The organism is Fimbriimonadaceae bacterium (assembly GCA_019638795.1).
GTDB lineage: Bacteria > Armatimonadota > Fimbriimonadia > Fimbriimonadales > Fimbriimonadaceae > JAHBTB01.
Map to the genome: position 1 here is coordinate 133,292 of JAHBTB010000004.1, position 14,606 is coordinate 147,897.

Sequence of the window (14,606 nt, forward strand, 5' to 3'; positions counted from 1 at the left end):
GAGTCGGCCAATCGTGGGACATTCCCAGTGGCCCTTCCGATCAACGCATGTTGACGAAATCGACCGAATAGGGAAGGTCTAGGCCCTTGACGAACTGGATCGTCTTCTGCAGATCGTCCTTCGACTTGCCGCTGACGCGGACGTCGGCGCCTTGGACTTGGGCATTGACCTTCAGACCCTTTTCCTTGATCTGCTTCACGAGGGCCTTGGCCTGGTCTTGGGGGATACCGTTTTTGAACGTCAGCTTCTGCTTGACACTGATCCCCGAGCCGGGTTCGATCTTGCCCATCTCGATCATCTTGAACTCGACACCGCGCTTCATCAGCTTGGAGACGACGATCTCGCGCAGTTGCTCCATGCGGAACTCGTCGTCGGCGACCAGGTGGACTTCGTCCTTTTCCAGTTCGATCGAGGCCATGCTGCCGCGGAAGTCATAGCGGTTGTCAAGCTCCTTGCCCGCCTGGCTGACCGCGTTCTTGACCTCCATCATGTCTGCCTTGGAGACAATGTCGAACGAGAACTCTTGAGTTGCCATACCGCCGAGGTTACCGGCGTCGCCGGGTCGGCTTGGTCAGGGCATGGGCCTGGGCGACCAGATCGGCGGCTTCCTTCCAATCAACCGGTACGCCAGGCTCCAAGACGATCCCGACCCATCCCCTGGGGCCGAAGTACGGAGGCCGAAAGAAGCGGACGGGGTCTTGGGCGACGAGGGCCTCCTGGAGGCCAGGAGGTGCGGCACAAAGAAAGGCCAAAGGGCCGTCGTGGTGCCGGTCCCAGAACATCACGAACTGCTTGCCCTTGATGTGGAACCAAGCAGCCTCACCGTGCGAGAGCCGTTCCTCGACATCGGGGAGGACCATGCAGACGGCACGGACCCTTTCCCGGGCTGCTTCAGATCCAGACATAGCCTGTTTGGTCGGGCCTGCGGATTCTAGACGGTGACCCGAGTGCGGGCGATGACACTCTCGATGAAGAGGGCGTTCGTCGGTGTCCGCTTGAGCAGCTTGATAAGTTGGTCAGTCGCCTCGACGGCGTCCTTGGTGTTGGCCAAGATGCGGTGAAGGTTGTAAACCCCTTCCAAGGAATCTTTGGTGAAGAGGGCCTCCTCGTGTCGCGTCGAGGAGCGACGGACGTCGATGGCGGGCCAGATGCGGCGTTCGGCCAGTTCGCGGTCAAGGACAAGCTCCATGTTGCCCGTACCCTTGAACTCCTCAAAGATCGCGTCGTCCATCTTCGACCCGGTGTCGATCAGGGCGGTGGCGATGATCGTCAGGGAGCCACCTTCCTCAATGTTCCGCGCGGCACCAAAGAAGCGGCGCGGTCGGTAAAGCGCGGCCGGGTCGAGACCGCCGGAAAGGGTCCGGCCCGACGGGTTGATCGTGAGGTTGGACGCTCGGGAAAGTCGGGTGATCGAGTCCAGGAGAATGACCACGTCGCGACCGGCCTCGACCAGCCGCTTGGCCTGTTCCAAGCAAAGTTCGGCGACACGCATGTGGTTCTCCGCCGGCTCGTCGAAGGTCGAGCTGATCACTTGGCCCTTGACAAAGCGCCGCATGTCGGTGACCTCTTCTGGACGCTCGTCCACAAGGAGGACCATGAGGTAAGCGTCGGGGTGGTTGGTGGCGATGGACTCGGCGATCGACTTGACGATGGTCGTCTTACCGGCCTTGGGCGGGGCGACGATCAGGCCGCGTTGGCCCTTGCCGATCGGGGCGATCAAGTCGATGATCCGGCCGACGATCTTGTCGGGGACGGTCTCTTGGTTAAACCGTTCGGTGGGGAAGAGAGGGGTCAGTTCGTCGAACGAGCGCCGCATCGCCATCTCGGGCGAACCTGTCGCGAAACCGTTGACCGTCTCGACCCGGAGCATGCCGTGGTACTTCTCGCCCTCCTTGGGTGCGCGGACCAAGCCGAACACGGTGTCGCCGGGACGCAGGCTGAACCGCTTGATCTGGGATTGGCTGACGTAAACGTCGTCGTTGGAGGGGCTGTAGTTGGGCTTGCGCAGGAACCCCCATCCGTCAGGAAGGATCTCCAATATGCCGCGCTTATAGATGGCCCCATGCTCCTCGTTGACCTTGTGGAGGAGGCCCTCGATGACCGAGTTTCGGTCGAGGTCTGGTGAAATCTTTGCCTTCTTGGCTTCCTTCAGCAACTCGGCCGCCGTCATGCGGTCGTAGTGGTTGTAATCGGTCTGCGGAAGGTTTTCGAGGTCCGACGGGTTGTCGTCGCGTTGCGGCTGGTGGTTGGGCCGGCGGCCTCTGCGCTTGCCGGAGTTGTTCTCAGATTTGCGGGGACGGAATACGTGCGTCATGGGTTGCCTGGACGGCTGTCGGATTTGAAAGGAAAGGGGTTGCGAGATTTCGACTAGCCGTCGCTCTCGCGCAGAACGCCCACGTACGGAAGGTTCCGGTGGCTTTCTGCGTGGTCTAGCCCATATCCTACCACAAAGACGTTCGGAATCTCAAAGCCGACGTGCTCGACCTGTGATTCATGGGACCTTGCGTCCGGTTTGCTGAGCATAGCGACAGCCTCAAGGGTCGCGGGGCGGCGCGTCAGGAGGAGCTCCCGCAACCGGGCCAAAGTCAGTCCCGAGTCGACGATGTCCTCGACGACCAAGACATGGCGGCCTTCGATATTGATGTCGTGGTCCTTCTTGAGCTTGAAGACGCCCGTGGACTCGGTGCCGTCGCCATAGCTGCTTACCTGGACGTAATCAATGGACAACTGGCCGCCAAGTTCCCGGGCCAAGTCACCGATGAAGGGCACACACCCCTTGAGGACGCCGATGAGGACCAGGTGGGCGTCGGGACGCGCGGCACGGATCTCGCGGGCCAACTCCCGGACGCGTTCGCGGACCTGGTCTTCGGTAAGAAGGACGTCGATCGGCATCAGCGTCCCCGTTGGGCCTCGAACCATTCGTGGGTGAATGCCTTCTCGATCTTGCCGTAGAAGTCCATCACCGCGACGGCCTTAGCCTTCATCAGGGGCTCACACCCCATCGCCTCCCAGAGGTCTTTGTTGCCGGTCATCAAGGCCTCGGCAGTGACATTGAAGTCTTCCTCTTGGCTGCTGGTCGCGTATTGGTTCAAAAAACCCTTCTTCATCAATTCTCGGTCATATTCCAACGACGCCGTGTTCGTCTTTACCGAAGTGAGGCCGTCGCCCCGATAGGTGAATTCGGGGGGAAGGGCTTTCTTCCAGGCTGCTTCGTCCAACGACGATTTATGGTTGCGCAGGAGCACACTGGAGAACTCGTGGTGGACGGCGCCTTCGATAAAGAGGTCCGTGTAGCCCAGTCCAACCCCGTCGTCGCATACGTAGACGGTGTCCCGAGAGTTGGTTCCGCCGTATGGATAGCCGAAGAACGACATTGACTTCAAGATCACGACCCGTTTCAGGTTGCGCCTGAGGAAGTCGTTGGGATATTTGGCCAAGGCCTTCCGCACGTTCTTGACCGCACGCTCCACCTCGCGGCCGTCCAACGCCTTACCGCTGGCGAGGATCGGGCTCGCCTTCCACGACTCAGGAAACGTCGTGTCGTCGAGGTCGGTGTCGATCCTGACCTGCGAGTCAGGTTCCTGGTAGGAGCGGCGGGTCTCCAACTGGGCGGCGAGGAGAGACGCCGCCGCGACCACGGCCAAAAGCGAGGTTACGCGTCTCATTCCCATTCAATAGTGGCGGGAGGTTTGCTTGTCAGGTCGTAAAGCACCCGGTTCACGCCCTTCACCTCGTTGACAATCAGGTGGGCGACATGCTCGAGGAACTCAAACTCAAGGGGTGCGGCACGTGCCGTCATCGCGTCTTCACTCTGGACGGCCCGAAGCACGATAGGTTGTTCGTAGGTCCGTTCGTCGCCCATCACGCCGACGCTCCGCACGTCGAGCAGTGCGGCGTAGCTCTGCCAAATGCCCTTGTCCAGGCCCTTGGCCTTCAGCTCGTGGCGGAAGATCCAGTCGGCCTCCTGGACAATGGCCACGCGTTCGGGCGTCACCTCGCCCAATATGCGGACACCGAGCCCGGGGCCGGGGAACGGCTGTCGGTCGATGACGTCGTCGGGCAAGCCCAATTGGCGACCGACTTCGCGGACCTCGTCCTTGAAAAGCCATTTGAGCGGTTCGATGACGTTGAGCCGCATCCAGTCAGGCAGACCACCGACGTTATGGTGGGTCTTGATCTTGGCGGCGTTGGGCGTCCCGCTCTCGATGACGTCAGGGTAGAGCGTCCCTTGGGCCAGGAACTTGCAGTCGCTCAGGTCGTCGCGGTGCCGCTCAAAGCACACGACGAACTGCTCACCGATCGCCTTGCGCTTGGCCTCTGGTTCGGTGACCCCCTTGAGAGCGCCAAAAAACTGTTCGTGGGCCTCGATCACGATGAGGTTTGGGTGGAAGACCCGGGTGAACATGTCGATGACCTGTTCGGCCTCACCTTTCCGGAGCAAACCGTGGTCGACAAACACGCACTTGACCTGCTGGCCCAGGGCCTTGGTCATCAGGGCGGCGACGACCGAACTGTCCACGCCTCCACTCACGGCGCAGAGCACCTGGTCGTCCCCGACTTCCTGCTTGATGCGGCTGACCGACTCCTCGATGAAGTTCGCCGTCGTCCAATCACCGGTAAGTCCGGCGATCTCGTAGAGAAACGTCTGGAGGACGACCCGGCCTGACGGGGTGTGGCTGACTTCAGGGTGGAACTGGACGCCGTAATGGCGCGCGGAAGGGTTCTCGAACGCGGCCACGGGGCATGTCGGCGTGGAGGCGGTGACCCGAGAGCCGTCGGGCACCTTGGTGACCCGGTCTCCGTGGCTCATCCACACCGCGTGGTCGGCCATCCGGCTGACCAGGCTCCCTGGGGCGACCGTGGTCAAGTGCCGGTGCCCGTACTCGCGCTCGTCGGAAGACTCGACGCAACCACCGCCACGGTGCGCCAAGACTTGGAGGCCGTAGCAAATGCCCAGGGTGGGCACCCCGTCGAGCACAGAGACGTCGATCGTCGGTGCGCCGGGTTCAAGCACTGACTTGGGCCCGCCGCTCAGGATGACCGCGGCCGGCCTCCGCGACTTGACCACCTCCTCAGCTTTCTGCCACGGGACCATTTCACTGTACACCCCGAGCTCGCGGACGCGGCGCACGATGAGCTGGGTGTATTGCCCGCCGAAATCGACGACGAGGACAAGTTGATGGTCCATCGTGAAGAGTGCAGTTTGGCCACATCGGGGCGTGCCAGGTAGGGACCCTAGTTTCAGCGGAAGGGAAGCTATCGGCACAGGTCATGCGACTGGTGTCAGGCAATGCTGTCCGGAACAAAGGTCGCCTTTGCGGTCGTCGGTCTCTCCCTTCTCGCTGTCGCAGCCCAAGCCTCCCAGGCCGCCGTGCAGGCCCCGGCCCCAGGGCAGGTCTTGCCCCTCGTCGCCGCGTTAGGCTTCGCGGCTTTCCGCCGACGCGGGACGTAACCCGCACCTATCCCCAATGTGGGGATTGTCCTGGGGGCAACGGTACGACGGGGCACCGTCACGGCGTCCATACTTTGATCCCCGATGGCCCAACGCCGAATAGACATCGTCTCCGAGCACGTGCCGCCCCAGAACAACGAGGCCGAGATGTGCACCCTTGGGTGCATGGTCATGAGCGAGCGGGCCGCTGAAGAAATCAGGTCAATGCTCACCGAGGACGATTTCTACGTCCCCGCCCACCGGGAGATATTCATGGGCCTGCGGTCGCTCATGTTGAGTTCGAAGGCGATCGACCTGGTCACGCTGAGGGACGAACTCCAGGCCCGGGGCAAGCTCGCTGAGGTCGGCGGCACGGACTACCTCGTCCAAGTGGTCGAAAGCGTGCCCAGTGCCCAGAACGCCCTGCACTATGCCGGCATCGTGCTCGACAAGGCGACTCTCCGGCGGCTAGAGAACGCGGGCAGGGAGATCATCAGTACGGTCCATGAACCGGAAGGAACGGCCGACGAAAAGGTGAACGACGCCGAAGCGATCGTCTTTGAGGTCGGTCGGAAACGTCTCGGCAAGTACTTCCGCCCCGTCTCTGCCATTGCCAAGGACTTCTTCAAAGACGTCGACCAACTCATGGAGACGGGCGAGCCCGTCCTGGGCGTTCCTAGTGGGTTTAGCGACCTCGACGCCGTGACGACGGGCTTCTACGGCGGTGACTTCGTCATCATCGCCGCGCGGCCCGCGATGGGCAAGACGTCGCTGGCGATGAACTTCGCCTTGCACGTGGCCCGGCAAGGAGTCGGCAACGTCGCCGTGTTCAACTTGGAAATGACCGGGCAACAGTTGGTCCGACGCCTTATCTCCACCATCGCGCAAGTGCCCATGGGCGTCCTGAAACGCTCAAACCTGCACATGAGCGACTACCAAAAGCTCACCGATGCCTGCGAGGAACTGTACAGCCTGCCGGTGTACATCGACGACTCTTCCGACGTTTCTCCGCTGGAAATGAGAGGGAAGTGTCGTCGTCTCAAGGCCTCCGGCGGGCTCGCGCTCGTCGTGGTCGATTACCTGCAGTTGATGCGCGGCAACCGAAAGACGGAGAACCGGGTCCAAGAGATCTCCGAGATCGCCCGTGGGCTGAAGTCACTGGCCAAGGAACTGGACGTGCCGGTCATCGCCCTCTCCCAGCTCAACCGCGGAGTCGAAGGGCGCGACAACAAGCGTCCGATGCTCAGTGACATCCGTGAATCCGGTTCGATCGAGGCTGAGGCCGACATGGTCATGTTCATCTACCGGGACGAGTACTACAAGCGGAAGGAGCACGGCGTGATGGAGCGCTTCAACCCAGACGCGGCGGAAGTTGCCGAACTCTTGATCGCCAAACACCGAAACGGCCCGACCGGGACAGTCCTCCTGGGCTTCCAGCCCGCCTACACGAAGTTCACGTTGTTGGACGAAGGCAGCAAGGAAGAATATTCCCGCCGGTCGAAGAGCGTGGACGACTAGGCTAGCGGAACGTCTGCGCCAGCTTGAGGACGGTCTGCTCAAGAGTGTCGGTCGCCGAGACCGACGCACGCCGCCCCTTGATCCTTGCGTCGCAGTCCACAACAAGTTCCATCGCCCGCGTCAGTTGCTCGTAATTGGTCCGCCGGGCCGCCTGGACGATCTTGCGGCGGAGCCAGTCCCGCTCATCGGCAAGGTTGGGTTTCTTCGGAAGCAGGGCGAGGACGTCCACCGGCGGGTTGTCGGGGTGCACGTTGCGCTCGACAAAGAGCCGCGCCTGCCACATGAGCCTGAACTGGCGGGAAAGGGTGGGAAAGACCCGGCCGAACGTCTCCCCCTCGATCTTGTCCCCCTTGCCCGTCAACGTGCGCAGCTGGACCAAGGCGGCTCCGGGGTGTCCGGCAACGACGGCGTCGAGGAGCTTGTAGACGTTGTAGTCCTGGTCTGGCACGACGCACGCCTCGACGTCGCGGTCGGTGATCTTCGCTTCGTCACCGACGTAGAGCACGAGCTTGTCCAGTTCGCCGTAAGCGATGTTGACTTTGCCGCCCAGCATCTCCAGGAGGAGGGACGCCGTGTCTCGGCCCAGGGCCTTTCCGGCCAGCTTGGCCCGCTCTCGAAGTGCGTCCACAGCCTTGTCGCCGGTAAGCGGCTCAAAGGTGTGGACGCCACCCTTGACTTCCTTCACCACCTTAGCCCAACGGGCCACGATACGCCCCAACCGGTCGGTGTCACCGGTCTCGTCGTCGGCGACTAAGACTAGGCGGCCTGATTCCGGGACTTCCTTCAAGACTTGGGCCAGGTTTGGATGGTCGTCCGGGTCGACCCGGGCGACATTGCGCACGACCACCACCCTGAGTTCGGCCAAGAAGGGCACGGAACAGGCGGCGGCGACCCAATCGCCCGGCGGTCGGGCGTCAGCGGCGAGCGACTCGTTGTCGAAACCCTCGTCCGTGGCCCCCATCGCCGCCTCAAGGGCGTCAAGGGCCTTGCGACGGGCGTCGCTGTCGGTGCCCGACAACAGAACGACCCGGTCCTTCGCCGCCTTCACGGGGTCGAATTCAGCCATTCGACCTGCCCTTGCGCGGGAGAGAAGCACGGAACCCTCTGACCTGGCTTTGCATGTCTTTGACGGCCGCAGCGTCCACGCTGACACCACTGAACATCAGGCGCTCGAAGCGGTCGGCCAAGTCGGCTGCTGCCGTCGAGGACTGGCCAAGTTCTGTCATATGCGAGGCGACGTACGCTCGGATGGTCTGGGAAAACCGCCTGGGCCGGCCGACGACGCGTTCCATGGATTTCTGAAACTCATTTTGGGCCCAAACCAGCCGGACCATGTTGGGGTCGCCACGGAGCGACGCTTGCCGGGCGGCGGCAAGGAACCAGGCCCACATGAAGACGGGCACCGCCAAGCACGCCGTCGCCAGCGCGATCAAGACAGCCTTGCCGACCGGCTTCTCGTACCAGGGGGTCTGGTCGCTTTCGTTCTGACCTGCCTCACCGACGGTGGGGGCCCCCTCGGTCGGGTCGAACACCACCCATCCGTGACCTTCGAAGTAGATCTCGCACCACGCGTGGGCGTCCTTGGCCCTCACGTCGTAATAGCCCTCGGCGTCCGTCTTGGCGTCGGGCGCATAACCAATCGTGTACCGGGAGGGAAGTCCGACGGCCCTGGCGCAGAGAGCCATCGCGCTGGCAAAACTGTCGCAATAGCCTTCCTTCTTTTCAAAGAGGAACCACTCGACGGGGTCTCGGTCGGCCGGACAGGGAGGGACCTGCGTGTTGTACTTTGTGGTGCTCTCGATGGCCCGCTTGATCGCCATGGCCTTCTGGTAGGGGTCGGACAGGCCTTCGGTGGCCTGGGCGGCGAAGGCACGGACTTTGGCCGGCGCGCTGTTCGCCGAAGCGAGCACGCTGCCTAGGCTTCGGATCACCTCTGGAAGTTGGTTGGACTTGCCCGGGCCGGGTGCACCGTCAACCTGCACGACATAGGAGACCGAGTCCCCGCTGCCCATCGGCACCTTGTACGCGGCACCGTCGTAGCGGACCCTGACGAAGGCGTTGCCGTCTCCCGCGACGCCGACGATCGGCCCGGGAGCAGGCAGGTATGAGTCGAGGGGACCGGCAGGCCGCAAGGTCACCAAGACCTCCTTTGGCGCGGCGAACTTTTCAAACGGTGACACCCGCCCTGGGATCAGGGTGTACGTCCCGTCGTCAGCACGGTCGACCGGCCCAGAGTTGATGGACAGGTCAAAGTCGGGGTTGAGCGTGTCAAACGGCTCGACCCAGCCGGGCGACCGATAGGTGGCGTACGAACGCGTGCGCAAGTACCTCGCCTCGTCCATCTTGATCTTGAACTCCAAGGCGTCGCTCAAGTTGACCGGGCCGTTACTGATGCGGACGTCCACTGGGGCCACCGTCGGGGCGGCGGGCACGAAGCTGGCCCGATGCTGGGGCAGGTTCACCCTCACCTGGCCAGACACGCTTTGCAGCGAGACCTGGAGCAATGGGCCCGCGACCAGCGAGAACATGACGATCACACCGGCCGAGGCAAAGGCCCATTCCGGCCCGGCGACCCACTTCCAGGCGTCGCGTCTCAGGAGGTCGGTGTCCGCTCCCAGCTTCTCGGCCCGTTCGGACATGGAGCGCAGGAAGATCCGCGAGTAGAGGACCGCCGTGCAGACCAGGAACGCAAAGAAGAGGGCGGTGGCCGGCTTATAGACGTCGAACGTCCCCACCAGGCCAAACATGGCGATGCACGGCAGGCTGAGAAAGAGGAGCGTCCCATCGCGCCACGCGGCGAACCCCGAAAAGATGACAAGCAACGACAGGCCACAACCGGCGATCAACTCGATGGGGAAGCCGTCCTCGGGCAACATCCGGTTGATGGGAAGGACAAAGAAGACCGCCGTCAAGCCGAACAACGCGGCGAACCACCCGTCGTACTCAATGATCTTGCTCTTGGCAAAGGCCCGGCTGAGCAGACTGCCGACCATGACGCTGAAGACCGACATGCCCGCCAAGGTCATCCCCAAGACCGGCTTGGCGACGCTGATGCCCAAGGAATAGGTGGCGAAGACGCAACCCACGAGGGCGAGGACATGGTCCAGAAGCCCGCGTTGCAATCCGGCCTTCGTCATCCGATCCTCTCCACACGAGGCACGGTGACGACGACGGCTCCAGCCGTCTCAAGTGCGTCCACATAACGTGGGTCGGTCGCCGGTTTCTGGCCAGGAGGGAGCCGGCCATACTCAGACGGGTCGTAAACCAGGACGCTGACCTGGATGTCGGACCAACCGGAGACGACTTCCGGAAGAAGCGGGTCTTGGACACCGACAAAGGCGACGACCGTCTCGCCCGGACGGGCCACCCGGTGCGCCGCCGCGACGTCCTCGGCCAGTGACTCGCGAGCGGTCGGCTGGATGTCGGTCAACACCTCGCGAATAGCCCGCTCCCGTGCCTCGGCATGTCCGGACGCGGCGTCAGGCGTCTCTTGGAGCGGGAAGAGGACGGTGGCACCCTTCTTGGCGTAGTCGACGGCCAAGAACAGGGCGTGCCCGCACATCGCCTCAAAGGTCGAGGTCTGTTCGTCGCCGATGTCGGTGCCTTCTTGCCGCTGCAGTACGAAGTGGATCGTCAAGCCCGACCCAGTCTCGAACTCCTTGACCATGAGCCGCCCGCGCTTGGCACTGCTGCGCCAGTGGATATAGCGCAAGGGGTCTCCCGACGCAAACTCACGAACCCCCCGAGGGTCAAGGCCCGCGCCTCGCGTCCGGCCGCTCTCGATGTCGCTGGCCCCCCATCCAAGGCGTGGCTTGATGTCTTCATTGAAGGGGAGTGGGGTCGGATACACCGTCAACTCGACAGCTTCGGTCTGGTACATCTTCTCGGTCGCGACCAAGCCCAACGCGTCGGTACCGGCGACGACCAACTTGTCCCAGCGATACCGGCCACGGCGCATCGGGCGGAACTGGTAGCGGGTCTTGATCGGCTGGTCAAAGCTGGGGGCCACGGGCAGGCTCGGCGTCATGTCGGCCGTCACCAGACGCTTAGGCAGCTGGTCGATGACATGGACCAGGGGCCGTTTGAGTTGGCGCTCGCTCCACACCACGATTTCGACCGTCACCATCTCGCCGACCTTGACGGCCGGGGCGGTATACCGCTCAAAGCGCAGATACCGGACGGCGAGCATCGCCTGGATCCGCGACGCGGCAAGGGTGGCGATGACCGCCGCCGCCATGTAGAAGAGGGCCGTGGAATTGACCAAGACGGCCATGACGATCAGGAAGATCGACGACCACGAGAGAGCGATGGCCGCGTAGCGGTTGATCATCTCGGTCAGCCAACGGGCACAGGAGCGGGAACTGTCTCGAGAAGTTGGTTGATGATGTCGTCGCCGTTCAAACCCTTGGCGCGGATCTCGCCTCGGACGATGATCCGGTGCCCCAAGACAAGGCTGGCGACCGCCTTCACGTCGTCGGGTCGCACGTACTTCTCACCCTTAGTCGCCGCGCGGGCCTGGGCCGCGTGCATCAGGTAAAGGGAACCCCGTGGTGAGGCGCCGAGAAGTAGTTGGCTGGTCTCGCGCGTCGCCCGGACGATGTCGACGATGTAGTCTCGGACGGAGTCGTGGACGAACACCTCGCGGCAAGCTTCCTGGGCTTCCTTGAGGGTCTCCAGGCTCGCGATCTGTCCCAGGCTGTCGACCGGGTGGGCCGTCTGCTGTTGGCGGAGGATGTCCGACTCGTTTTCCCTGCTCGGATAGCCAATGGCGACGCGGGCGAAGAACCGGTCGAGTTGAGCCTCGGGCAAGGGGTATGTCCCGGTCATCTCGACGTTGTTCTGGGTCGCGAGGACAAAGAACGGGTCAGGCAACTTGTGGGTCACGCCGTCACTGGAGACCTGGTGCTCCTCCATCGCCTCCAGCAACGCCGCCTGGGTCTTGGGGGTGGCCCGGTTGACCTCGTCCACGAGGACGACGTTCGCGAACAGAGGGCCGTTGCGGAACTCAAACTCCTGGGTGCTTTGGTTAAAGATTGAGGAGCCCGTGATGTCACTGGGTAGGAGGTCAGGCGTGAATTGAATGCGCCGGAAATCGCCACCGATCGTCCTGGCGACCGCCTTGGCCAATGTCGTCTTCCCGACACCGGGGACGTCCTCGATCAGGACGTGGCCACCGCAGAGCAAAGCGAGGACGGTGTCCTCGACGGTCTCTCGCTTTCCAACGATCGCCCTGCCGATCTCCTCGGTCATGCGTCCAGACAATTGGGCAACATCAGCTTGGTTCAAAACATCCCTCACAGACGAAATTACCAGTCGTTACCGCAAGTTCCCCCTTTGGCGCGGCACAAAAGAAAGACGACGGGTACATTCCCCTACGTCACAGCATGCGATGCGTCGTCGGAGTCGATTTGGGCGGGACCAACGTCCGGGCCCAAGCCCTATATGAGGACGGGAGCCCGGCGGGAGCCCGCTTTGAGAACGAGTCCTTGGCGCAACAGGGGACAGAACGGATCCTCGACCAGGTTTCGTTGACGATCAAGCAGGCCGTGGCGGCCTCGGCCACCGCCCCGTTGGGAGTCGGCATGGCGATTCCCGGCCACATCGACGACGCCGCCGGCGTCGTCCGCTGGGCCCCCAACTTCGGCGAGACGGTGGACGGCGTCTTCCACTATTGGCAAAACGTGCCGATGAAAGCCGATCTCCAGGCCCGCACCGGTTCGCGGATCACCATGGCTAACGACGCCAACTCGGCGGCCATGGGCGAGTACATGTTCGGCACCGGGGAAGGGAAGGCCAATTGCTTGGTCATGCTCACCCTGGGGACGGGCATCGGCGGTGGGGTCGTCCTCGGGCCGAGAAGCGTGCAGGGGCCCGCCTCCGGGCCGCTCTTGCTCGTCGGCGGCAACATGGGCGGCGCAGAATTGGGGCACACGATCGTCATGCGGGGCGGGCTCGACTGCAATGCCGGGTCTTACGGGGCCGTCGAGGCCTATTGTCAGCGTGACGGCATCATCCGGAGGGCGACGCACAAGCTCCGACGCGGCCGCAAGTCATTGCTCACTGACCTTGTCGAAGGAGACCTGGCCAGGGTGACGCCAAAGCTGCTCAGTCAAGCCGCCGCCGAAGGGGACGCCCTGGCCCTCGAGGTCTGGCGGGAATATGGCGAATGGTTGGGTGTCGCCGTCGCCAACTTCATCAACATCTTCGCCCCGGACGTCCTGGCCGTCGGCGGTCAGGTGGCCAAGGCACATCCCTATTTCCTTGACGCCCTCAAAGGCGAGGCCCGCAACAGCGCGATCCCGTCACTCTTCGACGACTGCTCCGTCGTCGTCGCCCGGCACATGGAAGACGCCGGGCTTCTCGGCGGGGCGGCCCTGGCCCTCCAGTCCCTGCGCTAGCACTCCAGGTATCCTCTCCCCCGCGAGCAGGCTGGCAAATGACCGAAGTGATCATGCCCAAGATGGGCGACGGAATGGAGGAGGGCACCCTCCTGGAATGGCTGAAGAAGGACGGCGACACCGTCAAGTCCGGTGAGGTCATCGGCACGATCCAGACGGACAAGGCCACATTAGAACTGGAGAGCCCGGGCGCAGGCACGTTGACCGGCATCCTGATCGCACCGGGGGAGACCGTCCCGGTAGGCCGCCCGATCGCGGCGATCGTCAAGGCGGGAGAGTCCGTTCCGGCCGGATGGGGAAGCGGCTCCGCCGCGACACCTGCGCCGCAGGCCGCTGCCGCGGCCGCGACACCGGCGCCGTCCGTCGCGAGCGCGCCTGCTGCCCCGAGCGGTGTGACCGACCGGGTCAAGGCAAGCCCCTTGGCCAAGCGGATCGCTTCTGAGGCCGGTGTGCCTCTGGCAGGCATCACGGGCACCGGTCCGGGAGGTCGGATCGTGGAAAAGGACGTCCGTGCGGCGATCGCCGGCGGGGTCAAGTTGCCGTCCGCACCGGCTGCGGTCGCCGCCACGGCCGAGGACCAGGTCGTCAAGCTCAACCGTCTGCGTCAGATCACCGCCCAGCGCACCCAGGCGTCAAAGCAGCAAGTCCCTCACTTTTATGTCCGAGTGGAGGTCGACCTTGAAAAGATCAACGCTGTCCGAGAAGCCTTCAAGGAAGAAGAGGCGGGCAAGATCAGCGTCAACGACTTTGTCATCCGGGCGTGTGCCCTGGCCCTCCGTGACATGCCGGTCGTCAACAGCACTTACCAGGGCGACCACCTCTTGCAGTACGGGGCGGTGAACATTGGTATGGCGGTGGCTCTGGACGACGGGTTGACCGTCCCGGTCATGAAAAACGCCGACCAAATGACCCTGCGGCAAATTTCTGCGGCCAGCCGCACGCTGGCAGGCAAAGCCAGGGAGAACAAGCTCGGCCCGGACGAACTGAGCGGATCGACGTTCAGCGTCAGCAACATGGGCATGCTGGACGTCGACGACTTTCTCGCGATCATCAACACGCCGAACGCGGCCATCGTCGCCATCGGGACGGCCAAGCGCGTCGTCGTGGTGACCGAGGACGACGAGTTTGAGGCTCGCTGGAAGATGAACATCAGCGGCTCATTCGACCACCGCGTCGTGGACGGGGCAGTCGGGGCCAAGTTTATGAACGTCGTCCGCGAGTACCTTGAGAACCCGACGCGCTTGCTGAGCTGATCAGGG

The 14,606-nt window shown here is 63.2% G+C and carries 14 protein-coding genes; 4 read left to right on the top strand and 10 right to left on the bottom strand.

The window, feature by feature from the left end:
- Window positions 1-40 precede the first annotated feature (40 nt).
- The 6 genes from KF857_06790 to guaA are packed head-to-tail and all read right to left on the bottom strand — an operon-like array spanning window position 41 to window position 5,188.
- Window positions 41-535: a YajQ family cyclic di-GMP-binding protein gene (locus KF857_06790; protein MBX3111699.1), complete on the bottom strand. Its 495-nt coding sequence runs from the start codon at window positions 533-535 to the stop codon at window positions 41-43.
- 10 nt (window positions 536-545) lie between these two features.
- Complete coding sequence (locus KF857_06795) at window positions 546-905, bottom strand: MmcQ/YjbR family DNA-binding protein (GenBank protein MBX3111700.1); 360 nt, start codon at window positions 903-905, stop codon at window positions 546-548.
- A gap of 26 nt (window positions 906-931) precedes the next feature.
- Window positions 932-2,314 carry a transcription termination factor Rho gene (gene rho, locus KF857_06800; protein ID MBX3111701.1) on the bottom strand — a complete coding sequence of 461 codons (1,383 nt, stop codon included), beginning with the start codon at window positions 2,312-2,314 and terminating at the stop codon, window positions 932-934.
- Window positions 2,315-2,367: 53 nt separating this feature from the next.
- Window positions 2,368-2,919 (bottom strand): hypoxanthine phosphoribosyltransferase, encoded by a 552-nt coding sequence (gene hpt, locus KF857_06805; GenBank protein ID MBX3111702.1) that lies wholly within the window; start codon window positions 2,917-2,919, stop codon window positions 2,368-2,370.
- Entirely contained in the window at window positions 2,892-3,665 is a 774-nt protein-coding gene (locus tag KF857_06810; GenBank protein MBX3111703.1) for a hypothetical protein, read from the bottom strand. The genes hpt and KF857_06810 overlap by 28 nt, the downstream gene beginning before the upstream one ends.
- A complete protein-coding gene (gene guaA, locus KF857_06815; protein ID MBX3111704.1) occupies window positions 3,662-5,188 on the bottom strand; it encodes a glutamine-hydrolyzing GMP synthase in 1,527 nt (508 codons plus the stop codon). The genes KF857_06810 and guaA overlap by 4 nt, the downstream gene beginning before the upstream one ends.
- Window positions 5,189-5,290: 102 nt before the next feature.
- Between guaA and KF857_06820 the strand changes: the two genes are divergently transcribed.
- Entirely contained in the window at window positions 5,291-5,452 is a 162-nt protein-coding gene (locus KF857_06820) for a hypothetical protein (protein ID MBX3111705.1), read from the top strand.
- Window positions 5,453-5,536: 84 nt separating this feature from the next.
- A complete protein-coding gene (gene dnaB, locus KF857_06825; protein MBX3111706.1) occupies window positions 5,537-6,949 on the top strand; it encodes a replicative DNA helicase in 1,413 nt (470 codons plus the stop codon).
- A gap of 1 nt (window position 6,950) precedes the next feature.
- On the opposite strand, the gene holA is transcribed toward dnaB, so the two are convergent.
- From holA to KF857_06845, 4 genes are read right to left on the bottom strand one after another with little or no spacing between them, the layout of a single operon-like run.
- Entirely contained in the window at window positions 6,951-8,015 is a 1,065-nt protein-coding gene (gene holA / locus KF857_06830) for a DNA polymerase III subunit delta (protein MBX3111707.1), read from the bottom strand.
- A complete protein-coding gene (locus KF857_06835; GenBank protein ID MBX3111708.1) occupies window positions 8,008-10,086 on the bottom strand; it encodes a transglutaminase domain-containing protein in 2,079 nt (692 codons plus the stop codon). Before KF857_06835 ends, holA begins: the two co-directional genes overlap by 8 nt.
- The gene (locus KF857_06840) at window positions 10,083-11,279 is read right to left on the bottom strand and encodes a DUF58 domain-containing protein (protein ID MBX3111709.1); all 1,197 of its coding nucleotides are present in this window, start codon (window positions 11,277-11,279) and stop codon (window positions 10,083-10,085) included. Before KF857_06840 ends, KF857_06835 begins: the two co-directional genes overlap by 4 nt.
- 5 nt (window positions 11,280-11,284) lie before the next feature.
- Complete coding sequence (locus tag KF857_06845; GenBank protein ID MBX3111710.1) at window positions 11,285-12,199, bottom strand: MoxR family ATPase; 915 nt, start codon at window positions 12,197-12,199, stop codon at window positions 11,285-11,287.
- 134 nt (window positions 12,200-12,333) lie between these two features.
- Between KF857_06845 and KF857_06850 the strand changes: the two genes are divergently transcribed.
- Both KF857_06850 and KF857_06855 read left to right on the top strand, forming a co-directional pair.
- Entirely contained in the window at window positions 12,334-13,347 is a 1,014-nt protein-coding gene (locus tag KF857_06850; protein MBX3111711.1) for an ROK family protein, read from the top strand.
- Window positions 13,348-13,385: 38 nt separating this feature from the next.
- Window positions 13,386-14,600: a 2-oxo acid dehydrogenase subunit E2 gene (locus tag KF857_06855; protein ID MBX3111712.1), complete on the top strand. Its 1,215-nt coding sequence runs from the start codon at window positions 13,386-13,388 to the stop codon at window positions 14,598-14,600.
- Window positions 14,601-14,606: the final 6 nt, after the last annotated feature.